Origin of the sequence: Streptomyces sp. NPDC058880, assembly GCF_042742535.1 — a bacterium.
Taxonomy (GTDB): domain Bacteria; phylum Actinomycetota; class Actinomycetes; order Streptomycetales; family Streptomycetaceae; genus Streptomyces.
Genome location: NZ_JBHYMC010000061.1, coordinates 17,732 through 36,827 on the forward strand (window position 1 = coordinate 17,732; position 19,096 = coordinate 36,827).

22 protein-coding genes are annotated in these 19,096 nt (G+C 71.1%); 16 read left to right on the plus strand and 6 right to left on the minus strand.

Annotation, left to right across the window (positions count from 1 at the left end; all coding sequences use genetic code 11):
- Nucleotides 1–3: 3 nt before the first annotated feature.
- Nucleotides 4–549 (minus strand): hypothetical protein, encoded by a 546-nt coding sequence (locus ACFW2G_RS26865; protein WP_384584605.1) that lies wholly within the window; start codon nt 547–549, stop codon nt 4–6.
- A gap of 251 nt (nt 550–800) precedes the next feature.
- Between ACFW2G_RS26865 and fmt the strand changes: the two genes are divergently transcribed.
- The 7 genes from fmt (at nt 801) to ACFW2G_RS26900 (ending at nt 6,864) form a co-directional block, all read left to right on the plus strand.
- Complete coding sequence (fmt, locus tag ACFW2G_RS26870) at nt 801–1,745, plus strand: methionyl-tRNA formyltransferase (RefSeq protein ID WP_037926165.1); 945 nt, start codon at nt 801–803, stop codon at nt 1,743–1,745.
- A gap of 109 nt (nt 1,746–1,854) precedes the next feature.
- Nucleotides 1,855–3,330 (plus strand): RsmB/NOP family class I SAM-dependent RNA methyltransferase, encoded by a 1,476-nt coding sequence (locus tag ACFW2G_RS26875; RefSeq protein ID WP_037926167.1) that lies wholly within the window; start codon nt 1,855–1,857, stop codon nt 3,328–3,330.
- A gap of 408 nt (nt 3,331–3,738) precedes the next feature.
- Nucleotides 3,739–4,425, plus strand: coding sequence for a ribulose-phosphate 3-epimerase (rpe, locus tag ACFW2G_RS26880; RefSeq protein WP_030036653.1), 687 nt, complete (start codon nt 3,739–3,741; stop codon nt 4,423–4,425).
- Between the two features lie 91 nt (nt 4,426–4,516).
- A complete protein-coding gene (locus ACFW2G_RS26885; protein WP_172671380.1) occupies nt 4,517–5,566 on the plus strand; it encodes a sugar-binding transcriptional regulator in 1,050 nt (349 codons plus the stop codon).
- A gap of 116 nt (nt 5,567–5,682) precedes the next feature.
- Nucleotides 5,683–5,904, plus strand: a complete 222-nt coding sequence (locus ACFW2G_RS26890; RefSeq protein WP_384453664.1) for a CarD family transcriptional regulator — start codon at nt 5,683–5,685, stop codon at nt 5,902–5,904.
- Nucleotides 5,905–5,953: 49 nt separating this feature from the next.
- On the plus strand, nt 5,954–6,415 hold the full coding sequence (locus ACFW2G_RS26895; RefSeq protein WP_384453667.1) for a ribonuclease domain-containing protein: 462 nt from the start codon (nt 5,954–5,956) through the stop codon (nt 6,413–6,415).
- Nucleotides 6,412–6,864 carry a barstar family protein gene (locus ACFW2G_RS26900; protein ID WP_384453670.1) on the plus strand — a complete coding sequence of 151 codons (453 nt, stop codon included), beginning with the start codon at nt 6,412–6,414 and terminating at the stop codon, nt 6,862–6,864. Before ACFW2G_RS26895 ends, ACFW2G_RS26900 begins: the two co-directional genes overlap by 4 nt.
- 63 nt (nt 6,865–6,927) lie before the next feature.
- Here the strand turns inward: ACFW2G_RS26900 and ACFW2G_RS26905 are convergent, their stop codons facing one another.
- The 5 genes from ACFW2G_RS26905 to ACFW2G_RS26925 form a co-directional block, all read right to left on the minus strand.
- A complete protein-coding gene (locus tag ACFW2G_RS26905) occupies nt 6,928–7,398 on the minus strand; it encodes a group II truncated hemoglobin (protein ID WP_037926178.1) in 471 nt (156 codons plus the stop codon).
- The gene (locus tag ACFW2G_RS26910) at nt 7,395–7,724 is read right to left on the minus strand and encodes an antibiotic biosynthesis monooxygenase family protein (RefSeq protein ID WP_037926179.1); all 330 of its coding nucleotides are present in this window, start codon (nt 7,722–7,724) and stop codon (nt 7,395–7,397) included. Before ACFW2G_RS26910 ends, ACFW2G_RS26905 begins: the two co-directional genes overlap by 4 nt.
- A 72-nt stretch (nt 7,725–7,796) precedes the next feature.
- On the minus strand, nt 7,797–8,306 hold the full coding sequence (locus tag ACFW2G_RS26915; protein ID WP_384453677.1) for a hypothetical protein: 510 nt from the start codon (nt 8,304–8,306) through the stop codon (nt 7,797–7,799).
- Nucleotides 8,307–8,379: 73 nt separating this feature from the next.
- Entirely contained in the window at nt 8,380–10,116 is a 1,737-nt protein-coding gene (locus ACFW2G_RS26920; protein ID WP_384584602.1) for an FAD-dependent oxidoreductase, read from the minus strand.
- Nucleotides 10,113–10,412 (minus strand): UBP-type zinc finger domain-containing protein, encoded by a 300-nt coding sequence (locus ACFW2G_RS26925; protein ID WP_370466598.1) that lies wholly within the window; start codon nt 10,410–10,412, stop codon nt 10,113–10,115. Before ACFW2G_RS26925 ends, ACFW2G_RS26920 begins: the two co-directional genes overlap by 4 nt.
- 262 nt (nt 10,413–10,674) lie before the next feature.
- On the opposite strand from ACFW2G_RS26925, the gene ACFW2G_RS26930 reads away from it, so the two are divergent.
- The 9 genes from ACFW2G_RS26930 to ACFW2G_RS26970 all read left to right on the plus strand — a co-directional run bounded on the left by ACFW2G_RS26930 (nt 10,675) and on the right by ACFW2G_RS26970 (nt 19,093).
- Nucleotides 10,675–11,499 carry a type 1 glutamine amidotransferase domain-containing protein gene (locus ACFW2G_RS26930; RefSeq protein ID WP_037926515.1) on the plus strand — a complete coding sequence of 275 codons (825 nt, stop codon included), beginning with the start codon at nt 10,675–10,677 and terminating at the stop codon, nt 11,497–11,499.
- Nucleotides 11,500–11,541: 42 nt separating this feature from the next.
- On the plus strand, nt 11,542–13,182 hold the full coding sequence (locus tag ACFW2G_RS26935) for a thiamine pyrophosphate-binding protein (protein ID WP_384453683.1): 1,641 nt from the start codon (nt 11,542–11,544) through the stop codon (nt 13,180–13,182).
- 72 nt (nt 13,183–13,254) lie between these two features.
- Nucleotides 13,255–13,689: a nuclear transport factor 2 family protein gene (locus ACFW2G_RS26940; protein ID WP_037926183.1), complete on the plus strand. Its 435-nt coding sequence runs from the start codon at nt 13,255–13,257 to the stop codon at nt 13,687–13,689.
- A gap of 22 nt (nt 13,690–13,711) precedes the next feature.
- Entirely contained in the window at nt 13,712–14,167 is a 456-nt protein-coding gene (locus ACFW2G_RS26945) for a nuclear transport factor 2 family protein (RefSeq protein ID WP_037926185.1), read from the plus strand.
- A gap of 13 nt (nt 14,168–14,180) precedes the next feature.
- Nucleotides 14,181–14,552: a nuclear transport factor 2 family protein gene (locus ACFW2G_RS26950; protein ID WP_384453688.1), complete on the plus strand. Its 372-nt coding sequence runs from the start codon at nt 14,181–14,183 to the stop codon at nt 14,550–14,552.
- A gap of 10 nt (nt 14,553–14,562) precedes the next feature.
- Nucleotides 14,563–16,167 carry a GMC family oxidoreductase gene (locus ACFW2G_RS26955; protein ID WP_037926189.1) on the plus strand — a complete coding sequence of 535 codons (1,605 nt, stop codon included), beginning with the start codon at nt 14,563–14,565 and terminating at the stop codon, nt 16,165–16,167.
- Complete coding sequence (locus ACFW2G_RS26960; RefSeq protein ID WP_384453691.1) at nt 16,160–16,798, plus strand: DJ-1/PfpI family protein; 639 nt, start codon at nt 16,160–16,162, stop codon at nt 16,796–16,798. Before ACFW2G_RS26955 ends, ACFW2G_RS26960 begins: the two co-directional genes overlap by 8 nt.
- The gene (locus ACFW2G_RS26965) at nt 16,798–17,268 is read left to right on the plus strand and encodes a VOC family protein (protein WP_384453694.1); all 471 of its coding nucleotides are present in this window, start codon (nt 16,798–16,800) and stop codon (nt 17,266–17,268) included. Before ACFW2G_RS26960 ends, ACFW2G_RS26965 begins: the two co-directional genes overlap by 1 nt.
- A 1-nt stretch (nt 17,269) precedes the next feature.
- Entirely contained in the window at nt 17,270–19,093 is a 1,824-nt protein-coding gene (locus ACFW2G_RS26970; RefSeq protein WP_037926192.1) for an AGE family epimerase/isomerase, read from the plus strand.
- The last annotated feature ends 3 nt before the right edge of the window (nt 19,094–19,096 follow it).

Here is a 19,096-nt window from a genome sequence, read left to right on the forward strand (position 1 = left end):
GCGTCAGCCGTTGCGCGGACCGGGCAGGGCGGGGGAGCGCGGAGCGTCCCCGAGACCGCGCCCGGCGGAGCCGGCGGTGGCCTGCGCCTCCTCGCGCACCGGCTGCGGCGGCACCGAACGGGCGGCCGGAACGGTCGGCAGCGGCCCCATGGTGCGGGTGGCCGTCCCTTCGGCCAGTGGCTCCGCCGCCTCCGCCGACTGCGCGCGGCGGGCGCCGTAGCGGCGGTGCACGGCCTGCTTGGTGACACCGAGCGCCGAACCGACCGCGTCCCAGGAGAAGCCGAGCGAGCGGTCGAAGTCCACCGCGGCGGTGACCAGCGTCTCCACGCTGTCCCGCAGCTCCTGGGCGAGGCGGACGGTGGGCGCGGGCGCCCGGCCGTAGACGACGAAGCCCGTGGAGGGGCCCGAGCGACGCGGGCGGTACACGTTGCCGAGCTGGGCGGTGAGCGTACGCAGGGCGTCCACCTGCCGGCGAACCCGCTCGATGTCCCGTACCAGGAGGTGCAGGCTGGCCCGGGCTTGGGCGTCGTGGGTGGCGTGGTCGGCCATGAAGAAGCCTCTCGAACCGGTGCTGAAGGGCGGACCGGGCCGCAGACATCGTTCACACGCGGCCCGTTTCGGTCAATCTCTCTTGACCAACGCGCCACCCGTCGTGCAGGTCACGCTGTGGGGGCGTGTCGGCATATGCGAGTGGCGCGCGCTTGTACGCACGCCCCCTCGGCACCACAGGTGGGGCGTCCGGCTGACGCCCCATAGACTGGTGCGCTGCTGACAGCCGACATAGCGAGGTAGGACCCCCAGTGAAGCTCGTCTTCGCAGGCACCCCCGAGGTCGCCGTACCCGCCCTGGACGCCCTGATCGCCTCCGGGCGGCACGAGGTCGCGGCCGTCGTCACCCGGCCCGACGCACCGGCCGGCCGCGGCCGCCGGCTGGTCGCCAGCCCGGTCGCCGAACGCGCGGAGGAAGCCGGCATCGAGGTCCTCAAGCCCACCCGGCCGCGCGACCCCGAGTTCCAGGCCAGGCTGCGCGAGATCGACCCCGACTGCTGCCCCGTCGTGGCCTACGGGGCCATCCTCCCCAAGAGCGCCCTCGACATCCCGCGCCACGGCTGGGTCAACCTGCACTTCTCGCTCCTGCCCTCCTGGCGCGGAGCGGCACCCGTCCAGCACTCGATCATGGCGGGCGACCAGCTCACCGGCGCCTCCACCTTCCAGATCGAGGAGGGCCTGGACTCGGGCCCGGTCTACGGCGTCCTCACCGAGGAGATCCGGCCCACCGACAACAGCGGCGACCTGCTCACCCGCCTCGCCTTCGCCGGCGCAGGCCTCCTCGCCGCCACCATGGACGGCATCGAGGACGGCACCCTGCGCGCCGTCGCCCAGCCCCTCGACGGGATCTCCCTCGCACCCAAGATCACGGTGGAGGACGCACGGATCGACTGGACGGCCCCCGCGATGCGCGCCGACCGCGTCGTGCGCGGCTGCACGCCGGCCCCGGGCGCGTGGACCGTCTTCCGCGGGGAGCGGCTCAAGCTGATCTCCCTCGGGATGGTGGCCGACCGTACGGACCTGCGGCCCGGCGTGCTGTCCGCCGCCAAGAACAACGTGTACGCGGGCACCGGTTCCCACGCCGTCGAGCTGCTCTGGGTCCAGCCGCAGGGGAAGAAGCCGATGCGCGCCGCCGACTGGGCGCGCGGGGTGCGGATCGCCCCCGGTGAGCGGCTCGGCGGGGCCGACGTAGGCTGAACAGTGCGGCCGTGCCGCAGACACACGGCGTCCTCCCCGCACGGTCCACCCGCAGTAGTCGTAGCACCTGTAGCACCCGTAGCACTCGTATATCCGGAGCACCTTTCACGTGAGCGAACAGCCCCGTCAGCCCCGCCGCAGGCCCGCCCCCGCAGGAGCGGGCGGCAAGCAGGCCAAGCCCTACCGCCGGCCCCAGAAGGACCCCGTCCGGATGCTGGCCTTCGAGGTCCTGCGGGCGGTGGACGAACGCGACGCCTACGCGAACCTCGTGCTGCCGCCGCTCCTCAGGAAGGCCCGCCAGGACGAGGCGTTCCAGGCGCGCGACGCGGCGCTGGCCACCGAGCTGGTGTACGGGACGCTGCGCCGCCAGGGCACCTACGACGCGGTCATCAGGGCCTGCATCGACCGCCCGCTGCGCGAGGTCGACCCGCCGGTGCTGGACGTCCTCTCCCTCGGCGCGCACCAGCTGCTCGGCACCCGGATCCCCACCCACGCCGCCGTCTCGGCCAGCGTGGAGCTGGCCCGGGTGGTGCTCGGGGACGGACGCGCCAAGTTCGTCAACGCCGTGCTGCGGAAGATCGCCGCGCACGACCTGGACGGCTGGCTGGAGCGGGTCGCGCCGCCGTACGAGGACGACGCCGAGGAGCACCTCGCCATCTACCACTCGCACCCCAGGTGGGTCGTCAGCGCCCTGTGGGACGCGCTGGGGGGCGGGCGCGCCGGGATCGAGGACCTGCTGGAGGCCGACAACGAGCGGCCCGAGGTCACGCTGGTGGCCCGGCCCGGCCGGTCCACGCCCCAGGAGCTGCTGGCGGCGGTCGGCGAGGAGTCGGCGCTCCCCGGGCGCTGGTCGCCGTACGCCGTGCGGATGGCCGAGGGAGGTGAGCCGGGCGCGCTGGAGGCGGTGCGCGAGGGCCGCGCCGGCGTCCAGGACGAGGGCAGCCAGTTGGTGGCGATGGCCCTGGCGGCCGTGCCCGTCGAGGGCCGTGACGAGCGCTGGCTGGACGGCTGCGCCGGGCCGGGCGGCAAGGCGGCCCTGCTCGGCGCGCTCGCGGCCGAGCGCGGGGCATTCCTGCTGGCTTCCGAGAAGCAGCCGCACCGGGCCCGTCTGGTGGAGCGGGCTCTCTCCGGCAACCCGGGCCCGTACCAGGTCATCACGGCGGACGGCACCCGTCCGGCGTGGCTGCCGGGCTCCTTCGACCGCGTCCTGATGGACGTGCCGTGCTCCGGCCTGGGTGCGCTGCGCCGCCGCCCGGAGGCCCGCTGGCGGCGACGCCCGGAGGACCTGGAGGGCTTCGCCCCGCTGCAGCGCGGGCTGCTGCGGCAGGCGCTGTCGGCGGTGCGGGTCGGCGGGGTCGTCGGTTACGCGACGTGCTCGCCGCATTTGGCGGAGACTCGGGTCGTGGTGGACGACGTCCTCAAGGGCCGCGGCGCCGGCAACGCCCCGGTGTCCGCCGAACTCGTCGACGCCAGGCCCTTCATGGCCGGTGTCCCCGGCCTCGGTGACGGCCCGGACGTCCAGCTGTGGCCGCACCTGCACGGGACGGACGCGATGTACCTGGCCCTGCTGAGGCGTACGGCGTAGTTCTCCCGCGGATCAGCGCCGACCCGGGTCGAACCGGACGGCCGCATCCACTGCGGGCCGGGGCGTCCTTCCCGCTGAGCGGGTCCGACCGGGCCGAGGAGATCGTCCACCGGGCGGTGGACGGCATGGCGCCCCGGCCGATGCCGACGCGTGAGGGTCTCCCGTTTTTCGTGGCCCGCCACCCCGAAGAGCGCACGGTCGCACAGGTTGCGGCATCGGCTACCGGGGCCGTGCGGTTCGCGGTGACCACGCGGGCCGGTCCTCCGGCATCCGCGGAGGCGGGGCCGGGCCGAAGTTGATCCATAAGCAGAATTCACATATTCTTGATCATTGCTTTAGCGTTGCTACGGAAATCCTGACGTGCGGGGCCATGGCCGGAACCGGCCGCAGGCATGGCAGGCTTGGGGCATGGCCGCTCAGATTTATCCCAGCATCCTGTCCGCCGACTTCGCCCGTCTCGCCGAGGAGGCGAAGGCCGTCGAGGGGGCCGACTGGCTGCACGTCGACGTCATGGACAACCACTTCGTCCCCAACCTCACCCTCGGCATGCCGGTCGTGGAGTCCTTGAGCCGTGCCACGGACATCCCGCTGGACCTGCACCTGATGATCGAGAACCCGGACCGCTGGGCCCCGCAGTACGTGGAGGCGGGCGCGGGGTCGGTCACCTTCCACGCCGAGGCCGCGGCGGCGCCCGTACGCCTCGCGCGGGAGATCCGGGCCAAGGGGGCGCGGGCCTCCATGGCCCTCAAGCCCGCGACGCCGATCGAGCAGTACGAGGACATCCTCCCCGAGCTCGACATGCTGCTGATCATGACGGTCGAGCCGGGCTTCGGCGGCCAGCCCTTTCTCGACATCATGCTGCCCAAGATCCGCCGTACCCGGGAGCTGATCGCCAAGCACGGTCTGGAGCTGTGGCTCCAGGTCGACGGCGGGGTGTCGGCCTCGACCATCGAGCGCTGTGCCGAAGCCGGCGCGGACGTCTTCGTCGCGGGCAGCGCGGTCTACGGAGCGGTGGATCCGGCGGCCGCCGTCCGTACGCTGCGTGACCAGGCGGGTGCGGCGATCGCCGCGGCGCCGTGGGCGTGCGACCACTGAACCAAGGGTTGATGAACAGCTCGGTGAACGGGAGCTGTCCAGGCTGATCAACGGCCGTCGGATCTGACAGGATGAACGGCGAGTCGAGAGTGTGAACAGCAGTGAGGAGAGCGCGGTGTCTGCAATGTCGGCGGGACGGTCAGCCCTGCGGATGGGACCCGCGGAGCTGGTGCAGGCGGCGGCCATGGCCCGCCGCTTCTACCTGGAGGGCAAATCCAAGATTCAGATCGCCGAGGAGTTCGGCGTGAGCCGCTTCAAGGTGGCCCGGGTCCTGGAGACCGCCCTCGAACGCGACCTCGTACGGATCGAGATTCGGGTACCGGCCGAGCTCGACGCGGAGCGGTCGGACGCGCTCCGGGCCCGGTACGGCCTCCGGCACGCCGTCGTGGTGGAGTCGCCCGCCGACGCCACCGAGGACGCCCCGGACCCCGAGAACCTGGGCGCCGTCGCCGCGGACCTGCTGGGCGAACTGGTCAGTGAGGGGGACGTGCTGGGCCTCGCGTGGGGCCGGTCGACCATCCACATGGCCGCCTCCCTGCACCGCCTGCCGCAGTGCACCGTGGTCCAGCTGACCGGTGTGTACGACGCCGGGACCGCGGAGCGCGGTTCGGTCGAGGCCGTGCGCCGGGCCGCGCAGGTCTCGGGCGGGGACGCGCACCCGATCTACGCGCCCATGCTGCTGCCCGACCCCGCGACGGCGGCGGCGCTGCGCAGCCAGACCGGGATCGCCCGCGCCTTCGACTACTTCGACAAGGTCACGGTCGCGGCCGTCTCCATCGGTTCGTGGGAGCCGGGCATCTCGACCGTCCACGACATGCTGACCGACGAGGAACGCGCCCACTACGCCTCGCTGGGTGTCGCCGCCGAAATGTCGGCCCACCTCTTCGACGCTGAGGGCCGGCGGGTCGGTCGGGACCTCGGCGAGCGGTGCATCACGGTCGAGGCGGACCGGCTGCGCCGGATCCCGGAGGTGGTGGCGATCGCGGGCGGCCTGCGCAAGGCCTCCGCGATCGGCGCGGTGCTGAGATCAGGGCTGGTGACCAGCCTGGTCACGGACACCGCCGTCGCCGACTACCTGCTGACCGAGTCGGCTCCGGGGCTGCGGCCGGCGCTGGACCGGGCCGACCCCGACGACCTGTAGGGCGGCTCGGGACACCGCGTACGGACACCGTGCCGGGGTGCCGGTGCACGGATGGTGCCCGGATCGAGATCCGAAGTGTCGCCGCGCGGTGGCCCGCCGGGCGCATACTGATTCCGATGACAAAATCAGCAGTTCCTCGCCGCCATTTGCCGTCCAGCCCGTTCAAAGCCCGTGTAGAACAGCCGATCCGGCAGTTCAGCGTCGGCGACCGGGTCACTCACGACGAGCACGGCCTCGGCCGTGTCGTCGGTATCGAGGAGGGGATCGCCGTTCTCGTCGACTTCGGTGCCGTCCAGAAGCGCATCCTGAGTCCCTACAGCAAGATGGCCGTGCTCTGACACGACCGGGCGATTCGCGGACGAATCGCATGTTTGACACGATCGCTGCATGATCTTCCGGAACGTGCCCCGATGGTTGCTGCGTTCGCTGGGGGCGGTGTTCCTCTGTGCCGCGCTCGTCGCGACGGTGGGCTGTGGCACCCAGAAGCCCGGCCCCGCCGTCGCGAACGGCAGCACCGACCCCAGCGCGGCATCCACCGCCGCGCCCGATGCGGTTCCGGGCTGGGCGCGGGGGATGGCCGTCGTGCGCGCCGACGCGCTGCCCCGGCAGGCGGTGGACGTCCTCGCGCTCATCGACCGGGGCGGTCCGTACCCGTACCGGCAGGACGGTACCGTCTTCGGGAACTTCGAGAAGGTGCTGCCGCGCCAGAAGCGCGGCTACTACCACGAGTTCACGGTGCGCACGCCGGGGGAGCGGGACCGGGGGGCCCGGCGGATCGTGACGGGTGAGGGCGGGGAGTTCTACTACACGGACGACCACTACCAGACCTTCAAGGCGGTTCTCCGATGACCCTGCACCCACAGCCGCTCGCCCCGGCCCTCGCCGCCGCCGAGGCCGCGGGCCGGCCGACGGTACGGCTGGACCTGGACGGCGTACGGGACAAGTCCGGGCTGATGGCGCGGTGCGAGGAGGCCTTGCGGCTGCCGCGGTGGTTCGGCGGGAACTGGGACGCGCTCGCGGATGCGCTGCGCGATCTGTCCTGGCTGCCGGAGGCTGGGGCCGCGGGGCGACTGGTCGCCGTGACGTCGTGGCGCGGGTACGCCGGCGCGAGGCCTTCGGAATGGGAGACGTTCGTGGACGTCCTGGAGGAAGCGGTGGACTTCTGGCGCGACCGGGGCTCGGGGGAGGGGAACTCCGGGCTCACCGTGGTGCTGGACGAGTCGGAGCCGGAGAGCGGGCACCGGCGGGCTGCCGGGGCTCCGCCCCGGACGCCGCGCCCCGGGCGCCGGCGGGGCTGACGGGGCGGGCCGGAGGGGAGCGCGGCGAACCGGGTGGCCCCGAGCCACCCGGTCGCGTCGTCGTCAGTCCGTCTTCGGGATCCAGGGCGGAGTCTGGCCCCAGGACCAGACCGGGATCTCGGCCGCGTCGACCGGCGGGGGGTTGGGGCCCGAGTAGATCAGGGCCATGCGGGTGCCCCACTCGATGTAGTAGGCGAACACCCCACGGAACTCGGGGTCCGCCGGGAGGCCCACCTCGTCGGCGGTGTCCATGAGCAGGTCCACCCACCGGCGGCGCTGCTCCTCGGTGATCGCCCGGCCGAGGTGCTTGGTGGCCATGTGCTGGTGGCCGCCGTGCCGGGCGGTGTAGTCGGCCGGCCCGCCGAAGACCTCCGACAGCCAGACCGCGACGTGCTGGGGGTGCTCCGAGTCCATACCGGCGAAGACCGGGGCAAGGATCTCGTCCTGGAGGGCGTGGGCGTAGAAGGCGTCCGTGAGGCGGTTCATCGCCTCCGCCCCGCCCATCCACTCGTAGATGGTAGGTGTGGTGCTCATCGCTGTCCGGCGCCCTTCCCGGTGCCCACGACGCCCGTCACGAGGTAGTGCTGCATCTCCTCGATGGCCGCCACGTACGGACGGATCGCGGCGAAGAAGGCCGGGAAGTGCTCTCCCTTGCGGAACCCGCCCAGGTGGTCCTCGATGGAGGTCCAGCGGATCCGGAGGATGTAGCGCTCCTTCTCCTCCTCGCATCGGGCCAGTTCGTAGTCGAGGCACTCGGGCGAGGCGGCCAGGGACTCGGCCGCCCGGGCGTACGCGTCCTCGAAGGCCTGCTGGTCGTCCAATGCGATCCGGTAGCGGATGTATTCGACGGTGGTCGTCATGGTGCGTACCTCTCCCTGGGTGTAGGTCTCGGCCAGCCTTACGCGATCACACGGCGCCGTGGGGCGGATTCGTCATTCGGACCCGGACTTCATGGAGTCGGTCGTCCCGGTGACGTCGGGCCCCTGCGCGCGGACCCGGCCGACCTGATCGAGGGAGTCGCGCAGCTCCGTCAGCCAGCTGTCGGTGTTGCGCCCGACGAGGCGGACGCACCAGGCCAGCGCGTCGGCCCGGCTGCGGGCCACGCCGCCGGCGACCAGGGTGTCGAGGACCTGGCGCTCGGACTGGCGCAGCCGGGTCATGACGGGCACGGCGAGGTGGGTGAAGAGGGTCGTCTCGTCACCCACCCGGACGCCCCAGGCGACCTTGCGGCGGTAGAGCTCCTCGGCCTCGCGGGCCACTTCCATGCGCTGTTCGCGGGTGCGTTCGCGGAACTCCCGGACCGACTCGGCCGCCGGTATGACGCCGACGACCGTGATCTCCTCACGGTCGGCGGTGACCGGGTCGAGGGACTCGTAGACGTCCACCGGCAGGCGCTCGGCGAACCACGCGCGGAGCTGTTCGCTCTGTTCGGCAGTAATCATGTAATCAACGTTGCATCCGCTGTGCCCTTGATCACAAGGGCACAGCGTTCGCTCTCAGCCCACCCGGCCCGTCTCAGCCCATCGAGCGGTAGCGGTGGATCAGAGAGACCGCCATGGCCCCCTCGCCCACACCCGAAGCCACCCGCTTGACCGAATGGGCGCGGACGTCGCCCGCAGCGAAGACCCCGGGCACGCTCGTCTCCAGCGGGTAGGGGGCACGTTCCAGGCTCCATTCGGCCGGGAGCTCGCCGCCGTTCGCGATCAGGTCCGAACCGGTCAGGACGAAGCCGTACTCGTCCCGCTCGAGCACGCCCGCGAGCCAGTCGGTGTGCGGGCGGGCCCCGATGAAGGTGAACATGAAGCGCGCCGGGACCTCGGTGTCCCGGCCGGTCTCCGCGTCGTGGAGGGTCAGCCGCTCCAGGTGCTCCTCGCCGTCCAGCCGGACGACCGTGGTGCGCACCCTGACCTCGATGTTCGGGGTGCGTTCGATCTCGTCGACCAGGTAGCGGGACATGCTCGCGTCCAAGGAGGACGCGCGGACCAGGATCGTCACCCGGGCGGCGTACTTGGCGAAGTGCACGGCGGCCTGCCCCGCCGAGTTGGCCCCGCCGACGATGAACACGTGCTGCGAGATGCAGGCCGAGCTCTCCGTGGTCGCCGCGCCGTAGTAGAGGCCGGCCCCTTCGAAGCGCTCGGCTCCGGGGGCGTCGAGGCGGTTGTACGAGACCCCGGTCGCGAGCAGGACCGTCTCGGCGGAGATCTCCGTGCCGTCGGCGAGGGTGAGGATCTTCGCCGGGTCGTCGCGGGTCAGCGAGACCACCTCCACCGGGTGCAGGATCTCGGCGCCGAACCGGGAGGCCTGGATGGTCGCCCGGCGGGTCAGGTCGCCGCCCGAGAGGCCCGAGGGGAAGCCCAGGTAGTTCTCGATCAGGCTGGAGGTGCCGGCCTGGCCGCCCGGGGCACGGGAGTCCAGCATCAGCGTGGACAGGCCCTCGGAGGCCGCGTAGACACCGGCCGCCAGGCCCGCCGGGCCCGCGCCGACGATGACGCACTCGTAGTGCGGGCGCGAGGCGGTGGTGGCCAGGCCCAGGTGCCGGGCGAGCTGCGTGTCGGTCGGCGCCGAGAGCACCGCCCCGTCCGGGAAGCGGACCAGCGGCAGGGCGCCGTCGGGCTGGGCGGCGATCAGGGTCAGCGCCTCGGGGTCCCGTTCGACGTTGAGGAAGCGGAACGGCTGGCCGTTGCGGGTGAAGAAGTCCCGTACGGCGTGGGTGCCCGGGGAGACCAGGTGACCGGCGACGATGATCCCGTCGTAGGCCGGGCGGTAGGTCGCCAGCCAGTCCGAGAGCAGGTCGTCCAGGACGGGGAAGAGTCGCTCGTGCGGCGGGTCCCACGGCTTGAGCAGGTAGTAGTCCAGCCGGACCCGGTTGATCGCGGTGATCGCCGCGTCGGTCTCGGCGTACGCGGTCAGCAGCACCCGGCGGGCGTCGGGGAAGCGGCTGACCGCCTCCAGCAGGAACTCGACGCCGGTCACGTCCGGCATGCGCTGGTCCACGAGGAACAGTGCCGGGTCATGGCCCCGCTCGTCGAGGGAGTCGAGGATCTTCAGGGCGTCGGCGGCCGAGGAGGCGCCGAGCACCCGGTAGCGGTCGCCGTAGGCGCTGCGCAGGTCGCGGCGTACGGCGCGCAGCACCTGCGGGTCGTCGTCGACCGCCAGTATCACCGGCTTACGGCTCTCCGCGCGCTCGGCGGTGGCGGCCGGCGACGGGGCGGGCGCGGCGGGCGCGGGGGAGCTCTCCCGGGCCGCACTCATGCCGGGTCCAGCATCAGCTGGTCGGCGTAGCACCAGGCCCAGTCCTCGTTCGGCTCGTGGGAGGCCGCGATCGGGTGCTCGGTGGTCCGGTAGTGCCGGGTGGCGTGACGGTTCTTCGACGAGTCGCAGCACCCGACGTGTCCGCAGCTCAGGCACAGCCTCAGGTGCACCCACGTGTCGCCGGCGAGGAGGCACTCCTCACAGCCCACCGCGGTGGGCTTCACCGGACGTATCTGATCGATGTGTGTGCACAACAGGTCCATGGTCATCGTCGCCGTCCCTCTCCTGGTGCTCATGCTCGTTACAGCAACACGGCCCGCGCGCCCGCCATTCACGGCGCGTCCAGACCTTAGGGCGGGCCCGGCGGAATGGTTCACCGATTCGGCCGAAGTCACGTAGTCCTGCGGCTACTTCATGACGTCGGCGAACGACTTCCTGAGGTGCCCCGGCCGGCTGTACCGCTACCTCACGAAGTCGCATGCCAGCGCTTTGACGAAGGCTCGGGGCCCGGCCAGTGTGGGGGACGCCAACGACAACAGGCGGCGCCTGGAGGAATACGTGAGCAGAAAGATTCTGGTCATTGTCTCCGAACACGGTTACTGGGCCGAAGAACTGATAGGACCCATCTCGAAGTTCGATGAGCGGGGCTACGAGGTCATATTCGCCACGCCGACCGGGAAGCGTGCGCACGCTCTTCCGCCGAGCCTCGACGCGAACTACGTCGACCCCCCGCTCGGACGCTCGGTGACCACCGAGGAGAACGCCCGGCTGGGGCGGGAGTTCGAGCGGTCGAGCCGACTGGACTCCCCCCTCGACATCGAGGCCTGGGTGCCCGAGCGCCCGTACACGAGTGATACGGCCTACCTGCCCAAGCTGGAGCAGTACCACCGTGACCTCGACAAACTCGACGCCGACATCGCCGGATACGACGCGATCCTCATCGTCGGGGGCAGCGGACCGATCGCCGACCTCGCCAACAACGAGCGCGTGCACGCCCTGATCCTGGCCTTCCGGAAGGCCGGCAAGGTCGTGGCCGCCGAGTGCTACGGAGTCGCCTGCCTGGCCTTCGCCCGGGACTGGGACGACCGCAAGAGCATCATCTGGGGCAAGCACGTGACCGGCCACTGCAAGGAGTACGACTACAAGGACGGCACCGGGTTCCTCGGTACCGACTTCAACATGGGGCCGCCGCCGTACCCGCTGGAGTACATCCTGCGCGACGCGACGGGACCGCGCGGCGCGTACCACGGGAACTTCGGCAAGCCTGTCTCGGTGATTGTGGACTTCCCCTTCGTCACCGGACGTTCCACCCCCGATTCCTATCTGACGGGGCAGAAGATCGTGGAGGTCCTGGAGGACGGGCTCACCCGATACGGCTGGTAATCCCGGCAACCGCAGGGAATTCGGATGGTCGAGGGGGAATTCATGGAAGCCACTCCCGGACGGGAAAGGCTGATCGAGCAGTTCAAGGCCGACGGCCTGAAGGTGATGTTCGGAAATCCGGGGACGGTGGAACAGGGATTCCTCGACGCGGTGGACGCGGCGGACGACTTCCGCTACGTCCTCGCCCTCCAGGAGACCGTGGCCGCCGGCATCGCCGACGGGTACGCCCGCGCGACCGGCGGCGCGGCCCTGCTCCAGCTGCACTCCGGGGTGGGCCTCGGCAACGGCATCGGGATGCTCTACCAGTCGCTGCGCGGCCACACCCCGCTCGTCGTCGTCGCCGGCGACGCCGGGGTGCGCTACGACGCCATGGACGCGCAGATGGCGTCCGACCTGGTGGCGATGGCCAGGCCGGTGACCAAGTACGCGACCCGCGTCACCGATCCGCGCTCGGTGCTGCGCACCGTCCGGAGGGCCGTGAAGATCGCGCTCACCCCGCCCCGCGGGCCCGTGTTCGTGGCGCTGCCGATGGACGTGCTGGACGAGCTCAACTCCGAGCCCGTCCTGCCGGCCACGGTCCCGCTCACGGACGTGGCGCCCTCGCCGGCGTCGGTCGGCCGGGCGGCCGAGCTGCTCGCCTCCGCCGAGCGGCCGGTCGTGCTGGTCGGGGACGGGGTGGCGCTCTCCGGGGCGCAGCGCGAGCTCGCCGCCGTCGCCGAGCTGCTGGGCGCCGACGTGTACGAGGTCGACTCCTCCGAGGTGAACATCGCGGCCTCGCACCCGCTGCGGCGCGGCCAGACCGGGCACATGTTCGGTCCGCACAGCAAGGAGCTGGTCGCGGACGCCGACGGGGTGCTGATCGTCGGCACCTATGTCTTCCCGGAGGTGTTCCCCGAGCTGGAGAGCCCCTTCCGGGCCGGCGCGAAGGTCGTCCACATCGACCTCAACGCCTATGAGATCGCCAAGAATCACCCGGTCGACCTGGGCCTCGCCGCGGACCCCCGGCAGGCGCTGCGGGCGCTGGCCGGCGTACTGGAGCGGCAGCTGACGCCCCAGCGGCGGGCCGCCGCGGCCGCCCGGCTCGATGTACGGACCCGGGAACAGTCCCGGGGGGCGGACGCGGCCACCCAGGACGACGGCACGCCGATGGCCGTCTTCCTGCGGACCCTGGCCGAGCGCACCGGCGGGGACCTGATCGTCTTCGACGAGGCGCTGACGACCTCGCCGCTCGTCACCCGCTACCTGCCGGCGGAACGCCCCGGTGACTACCACCTCACCCGGGGCGGATCGCTGGGCGTGGGCTTCCCGGGGGCCGTCGGCGCCAAGCTGGCCCGCCCGGACCGGCTCGTCGTGGGTTTCGCCGGCGACGGCGGTTCCATGTACACCTACCAGGCGCTGTGGACCGCGGCCCGGCACGGCATCGACGCCAAGTTCGTCGTCTGCAACAACCGCAAGTACCGGCTGCTGGACGACAACATCGCCCAGTACTGGCGGGAGCGGGACATCCCGGAGCACGGCTTCCCGAACTCCTTCGACCTCTCGCACCCCGAGATCGACTTCGCGGGGCTGGCGCGCTCGCTGGGCGCCGGCGGGATGCGGGTGGAGAAGCCGGACGAGGCGGTCGCCGCGGTGGGCCGGATGCTGTCCCACCCCGGACCGTTCCTCGTCGACGTGCAGATCTGACCGCGGAGCCCACTGCAGTCCGACCGACCCGACCAGTCATCCAGCACGGAAACGGAAGCAGGAGGAGACCGCATGCCCGCCGAGCGGCAGCTGACCGAGGACGCGATCCGCAGTTTCGCCGAGCACTGGTACGTGGCGCTGGACCAGCACGCGGCTCCGGCCGACGTGCTCGCCCTGATCACCGAGGACCTGGAGTTCAAGGTCCCCGAGGACACCTTCCTCGGACACGAGGGATTCGGCCGCTGGTACGAGGCCGTCACCCACCGCTTCTTCGACGAGGTGCACACGGTCACGAAGGTGGAACCGGTCATCGAGGGCGACCGGGCGGTGGTCCGGGTCCTCGTCAACTGGCAGGCCAAGATCTGGGACCCGCCGGCCGCCCGCAGCCAGTGGCTGGGCTTCGACGCCGACCAGACCTGGACCGTGGTCGCCGGCCCCGATGGACCGCTGATCAAGCAGTACACCGTCAACGACCTGGCTCCGATGCCCGGCTCCGGCTCCCTGTGACCGCGGTGAAGGAGGACCGACGATGACCGAAGTGACACCCGAGCGGGTCCGGGAGGCCTACGCCGCCCTCGGCTCCGGCGACCGGGAGCGGATCCTGCAGTACTACTCCGAGGACCTGCGCTGGCTGGTGCCGGGCAACCACCCCCTGGCCGGCTGGTACGAGAGCCTGGACGCCTTCCTGGAGCTGATGGGGCAGACCCACAAGCTCACGGGGGGCACCTTCCGGATGGACCTGGAGGCGGTGCTGGTCGGCCCGGACTGCTCGGCCGACGTGTGCCGCAACGTCGCCCTGCGGGCCGGCGCGGCCGAGGCGAGCGGGTCCCCGTACGAGCGGATGGACTACCCGGTCTTCCATTTCATGCGGTGGGCCGACGGCCGGATCGTCGAGGGCCGCGACGGGCTCTTCGGGGACTCGGCGACCGCCTTCAGCCAGTTCTGGGCGCCGTTCGCGCCGGACGGAACCCGCAGAGACCGATAGGGGGATGAGCGCGATGGACGCACGACAGATCCTGCAGAAGTACTACGAGTACGCCAATGCCGGGGACTGGGAGCGCTGGTGCGACCTGTTCGCCGATGACCAGGTCATGGACGAGCAGCTCGCCGGCCACATCGAGGGCCTGGAGGTGCTCCGCTCGATGATGAAGGGCATGGGGACGATGTACCGGGTGTTCCGCAACGAGCCCGTGCACTTCCTCGTCGACGGCGAGAAGGCCGCGGCCGTCTCCCACCTGACCGCGGTCAGCGCCTCCGGAGAGCCCATCGAGGCCGAGGTCATGAATTTCTTCCGGATCGTGGACGGAAAGATCGCCTACATGGCGAACTACCACGACACGGTTCCCTTCCAGGCCCTGAGCCAGGACTGAGGAGGGAGGCGTGAGCGTGGAAGAGTACGACTACGTCGTCGTGGGATCGGGCACCGCGGGCAGCGTGCTGGCCAACCGGCTCTCCGAGGACCCGGACGTCTCCGTCCTCGTCCTGGAGGCGGGCGGCTCCCGGATCCCGCCCGAGGTCGACGACCCGTCCTCCTGGTACAAGCTCCTCGGCGGGCCCGTGGACTGGGGCTACACCAGCACGCCGCAGCCCGGGCTCGACGGCCGCCGTACCTACGAGCCGCGCGGCAAGGCCCCCGGCGGCAGCAGCAACCTCTACATCATGATGCACATCCGCGGCCACGCCTCGGACTTCGACAACTGGGCCTACCAGGGTGCGGCCGGCTGGGCCCACGAGGACGTGCTGCCGTACTTCGCCCTGCTGGAGGGCCAGGAGGACGCCACCGCCGCGACCACCGGGACCCGCGGTCCGCAGCGGATCACCAACGCCGGGCTGCACGGCCCCAACCCGGTCTCCCGCGCCTTCATCGACGCGGCCGTCGAGCTCGGCCACGAGGAGATCGCCGACTTCAACACCGACGGGCCCCGGCGCGGGCTCTTCGGCACCGGCTGGCACCACATCGACGTGGCCGACGGGCGCCGCCAGGGCACCCTGGCGGCCTATCTGGAGCCCGCCCTCGACCGGCCGAACCTGACCCTGCGCACCAACGCGCAGAGCACCCGGCTCCTCGTCGACGGCGACACCTGCACGGGCGTCGAGTACGTGCAGCTCCAGGCGCCCGCGGAGTTCCCCGGTCGGACCGTCCGGGACGGCCACAGCAGTCCCGCCGCGCCCGGGCCGCACACCGTACGGGCCCGGCGCGAGGTGGTCGTGGCCGCCGGGGCGATCGAGTCGCCGAAGCTGCTGCTGCTCTCCGGCATCGGCCACCCCGAGCAGCTGCGCGAGCACGGCATCGAGGTCACCGCGGCCCTGCCCGGGGTCGGCGAGAACTTCCACAACCACGTCCTGACCGGTCTGATGGCCGAGGTCACCCAGGAACTCCCGCCGCCGGCACAGAACCTGTCGGAGAGCGCTCTGTTCCTGTCCTCGCAGCCGGGACTGCCCGCCCCCGACCTGCAGATCGCCTTCGTCCACGTGCCGTTCGACGTGATCGTCGGCAGGGACCACCCGAACACGGTGAGCATCCTGCCCGGGGTGGTGCGCCCGGTCTCGCGCGGCTGGATCAGGCTGGCGAGCGCCGACCCACTGGCCCACCCGCTGATCAACCCGAACTACCTGGGCGACCGGTGGGACCTGGAGCGCATGGTGCAGGGCGTCAAGATCGCCCGGGAGATCTTCGCGACCTCGGCCTTCTCGCCCTGGTACAAGCAGGAGCTGCAGCCCGGCCCCGGCCACGTCAGCGACGACGACCTGCGGACCTTCGTGAAGCAGAAGTCGGAGAGCTACCACCACCAGTCCGGCTCCTGCCGCATGGGCATCGACGACCTCGCCGTCGTCGATCCGCAGCTGCGGGTGCACGGCGTGCGCAACCTGCGCGTCGTGGACGCCAGCGTGATGCCCGCCGTCCCGTCGGGCAACTGCCACGCCGCCATCGCGATGATCGCCGAGCGCGCGGCGGACTTCCTGAGGGGGACCTCCCGTGCCTGATGCCGTCCTGCGCGAGGGTGCCCTGTCCGGGACCCGGATCGCGGTCCTGGTCGAGAGCGACTACTACGAGCCCGAGATCTTCTACTACCAGCACCGGTTCGCCGAGGAGGGCGCCGAGGTCGACTTCCTGACCCGGCTGTGGGGCAACGACTCCATCACCTTCACCGGGCACGAGTACCGGGCCCCGTTCACCGTCGACCGGTCCCTGGAGGGACTGAGCGACGAGGAGCTGCGCCGGTACGCGGCGGTCATCGTGCCCTCGGGCATGGTGGCCGACCGGCTGCGCTACACCGAGGACGTCGACGTCCTCGCCCCGGCGACCGAGCTGCTGCGCCGGGCGTTCGAGGAGCCGACGATCCTCAAGGGGATCATCTGCCACGGCATGTGGCTGGCTTCCTCCATCCCCGGGAAGATCCGCGGCCGCAAGGTGGTCTGCCACAACAACCTGATCGGCGACGTCCGCAACATGGGCGGGGAGTACGTCGACGAGGACGTCGTGGTCGACGGCGACCTGGTCACCGGCCGCACCGGGGCCCACCACCACCTGTTCGCCCGCCGGCTCATCGAGCTGATCGCGGCCGGCCGGGGCCGGGGGGCCGTCCCCCGGCCACCGCTGGGGGGTGCCTCCTGATGCCGGGGGCCGCGGACCGGCCGATGGTGTGGTCGCACGTGGGCCTGAACTGCGTGGACCAGAAGACCACCGAGGACTTCTACACCCGGTACTTCGGCTTCTCCCGGGCCCGGGTGGTCGACCTCGGGGAGTCGCAGATCGTGTTCCTGCGCAAGGGCGACGCGTACCTGGAGCTCTTCGCAGCGGATGCCGGGCCGGACCGCACGGCCCCGGGGCTCCCCCCGGCCGCAGCCGGCGGAGACGGGCCGCAGGCCCCGGGCCGGATGCGCCACCTGGCGTTCCAGACCGACAGCGTGGACGCGTTCCTGGCCGATCTGGGCGACGCGGCGGAAGTGACCCTGGGCCCGCTGGACTTCGACGACTTCATCTGCGGCTGGCGGACCGTGTGGGTCCGCGACCCCGACGGGGTGATCGTCGAAGTGAGCCAGGGATACGAGGACGACAGCACTCACGACAAGGACGGTGCATGACATGGCGGACGCCGTGAGCTTCTCCTTCTCCGACACCATCGCGGGCTACGTCGTCCGCTTCGACTCCGGTACGCGCGTGCTGCGGCTGAAGACCTCGGACGGCCGCGAGTGCGACGTCTCGCTGGCCGGCGGCCCCAGCGCCGAGCTGGTCCGCAACCTGGACGAGCCCTACATCGACGCCTCCGGGCACATCGACGAGATGCTCTCGCCGGGCCGGTTCCTCTTCGTCTACGGCGTCCACTACCCCGAGCACGGCGGCCGCTTCGACGCCAAGCGCCTGGTGTTCCTGGGCCGCAGCGCCGAGGACTACCGGTTCGAGGAGGGCAGCTGGTGGATCAAGCAGATCGAGTCGCTGGCCGACTTCTACCGACGGGCGCAGTTCGGCGACGGACCGGTGGACTTCACCGACTACCGCACCGAGATCCGGCTCGGCGGTGACAAGACCGCCAGCCACGTCCAGGAGACCGACACGATCTCCCGGCTGGTGTACGGCATGGCCTCGGCCTACCTGCTGACCGGCAAGGACGAGTACCTGGAGGTCGCCGAGCGCGGCACCGAGTACCTGCGCAAGCACATGCGGGTCGTGGACAGCGAGGAGGACGTGGTCTTCTGGTACCACGGCATCAGCGTCGACGGGGACAGCGAGCGCAAGCTGTTCACCTCGGAGTTCTCCGACGACTACGACGCGATCCCGATGTACGAGCAGATCTACGCGTTGGCCGGCCCCATCCAGACCTACCGGGTCACCGGCGACGTCCGGATCAAGAACGACGCGGACGCCACGATCCGGCTGTTCGACAAGTTCTTCTTCGACCCGGAGCAGGGCGGCTACTACTCCCACATCGACCCGATCCTCTTCAGCGCGGACCACGAGTCCCTGGGCGAGAACGCCGAGCGCAAGAACTGGAACTCGGTCGGAGACCACGCCCCGGCCTACCTGATCAACCTGTACCTGGCGACGGGCGAGCAGAAGTACGCCGACTTCCTCGAGTACACCTTCGACACGATCGCGGACAAGTTCCCCGACTACAAGAACAGCCCCTTCGTCCAGGAGCGCTTCTTCCGTGACTGGTCCCACGACAAGGCGCACAGCTGGCAGCAGGACCGCGCGGTCGTCGGCCACAACCTGAAGATCGCCTGGAACCTGATGCGGATGAACTCGCTGAAGGCCAAGCCGGCCTACGAGGAGCTCGCCAGGAAGATCGGCGAGATCATGCCGGCCGTCGGCAGCGACGTGCAGCGCGGCGGCTGGTACGACGTCGTGGAGCGGGTGAAGGAGGGTGACCAGGAGACGTATCGTTTCGCCTGGCACGACCGCAAGGCCTGGTGGCAGCAGGAGCAGGCGATCCTCGCCTACCTCATCCTGAACGGCACGGTCGGTGGCGAGGCGAACCTGCGCGAGGCCCGGCAGGCCCAGGCCTTCTACAACACCTTCTTCCTCGACCACGACGAGGGCGCCGTCTATTTCAACGTGCTCGCCAGCGGCACGCCGTACCTGCTCGGCACCGAGCGGCTCAAGGGCAGCCACTCGATGTCCATGTACCACTCGGCGGAGCTCTGCTACCTCGCCGCCGTCTACAACAACCTGCTCGTCAACGGCCGGGAGATGGACTTCCACTTCCAGCCCGACCCGACCGGCCTGCCCGGCCGCGTCCTGCGCGTCTCGCCCGACCTGCTGCCCGCCGGCTCGGTGCGGATCGCGTCCGTGGAGATCGACGAGAAGCCCTACACCGACTTCGACGCGGAGGCGCTCACCGTGCGCCTCCCCGACGTCCAGAGCCGGGTCAAGGTCAAGGTCCGGCTGCGGCCGACGGCCGCGAAGTAGCGC

What these genes read in the sequence shown, in the direction of transcription:
- ACFW2G_RS26865 (WP_384584605.1), bottom strand. Translation starts at nt 549, where the DNA reads ATGGCCGACCACGCCACCCACGACGCCCAAGCCCGGGCCAGCCTGCAC.
- rpe (WP_030036653.1), top strand. Translation starts at nt 3,739, where the DNA reads ATGGCCGCTCAGATTTATCCCAGCATCCTGTCCGCCGACTTCGCCCGT.
- ACFW2G_RS26890 (WP_384453664.1), top strand. Translation starts at nt 5,683, where the DNA reads ATGACAAAATCAGCAGTTCCTCGCCGCCATTTGCCGTCCAGCCCGTTC.
- ACFW2G_RS26895 (WP_384453667.1), top strand. Translation starts at nt 5,954, where the DNA reads ATGATCTTCCGGAACGTGCCCCGATGGTTGCTGCGTTCGCTGGGGGCG.
- ACFW2G_RS26900 (WP_384453670.1), top strand. Translation starts at nt 6,412, where the DNA reads ATGACCCTGCACCCACAGCCGCTCGCCCCGGCCCTCGCCGCCGCCGAG.
- ACFW2G_RS26905 (WP_037926178.1), bottom strand. Translation starts at nt 7,398, where the DNA reads ATGAGCACCACACCTACCATCTACGAGTGGATGGGCGGGGCGGAGGCG.
- ACFW2G_RS26910 (WP_037926179.1), bottom strand. Translation starts at nt 7,724, where the DNA reads ATGACGACCACCGTCGAATACATCCGCTACCGGATCGCATTGGACGAC.
- ACFW2G_RS26915 (WP_384453677.1), bottom strand. Translation starts at nt 8,306, where the DNA reads ATGATTACTGCCGAACAGAGCGAACAGCTCCGCGCGTGGTTCGCCGAG.
- ACFW2G_RS26920 (WP_384584602.1), bottom strand. Translation starts at nt 10,116, where the DNA reads ATGAGTGCGGCCCGGGAGAGCTCCCCCGCGCCCGCCGCGCCCGCCCCG.
- ACFW2G_RS26925 (WP_370466598.1), bottom strand. Translation starts at nt 10,412, where the DNA reads ATGAGCACCAGGAGAGGGACGGCGACGATGACCATGGACCTGTTGTGC.
- ACFW2G_RS26935 (WP_384453683.1), top strand. Translation starts at nt 11,542, where the DNA reads ATGGAAGCCACTCCCGGACGGGAAAGGCTGATCGAGCAGTTCAAGGCC.
- ACFW2G_RS26940 (WP_037926183.1), top strand. Translation starts at nt 13,255, where the DNA reads ATGCCCGCCGAGCGGCAGCTGACCGAGGACGCGATCCGCAGTTTCGCC.
- ACFW2G_RS26945 (WP_037926185.1), top strand. Translation starts at nt 13,712, where the DNA reads ATGACCGAAGTGACACCCGAGCGGGTCCGGGAGGCCTACGCCGCCCTC.
- ACFW2G_RS26950 (WP_384453688.1), top strand. Translation starts at nt 14,181, where the DNA reads ATGGACGCACGACAGATCCTGCAGAAGTACTACGAGTACGCCAATGCC.
- ACFW2G_RS26965 (WP_384453694.1), top strand. Translation starts at nt 16,798, where the DNA reads ATGCCGGGGGCCGCGGACCGGCCGATGGTGTGGTCGCACGTGGGCCTG.
- ACFW2G_RS26970 (WP_037926192.1), top strand. Translation starts at nt 17,270, where the DNA reads ATGGCGGACGCCGTGAGCTTCTCCTTCTCCGACACCATCGCGGGCTAC.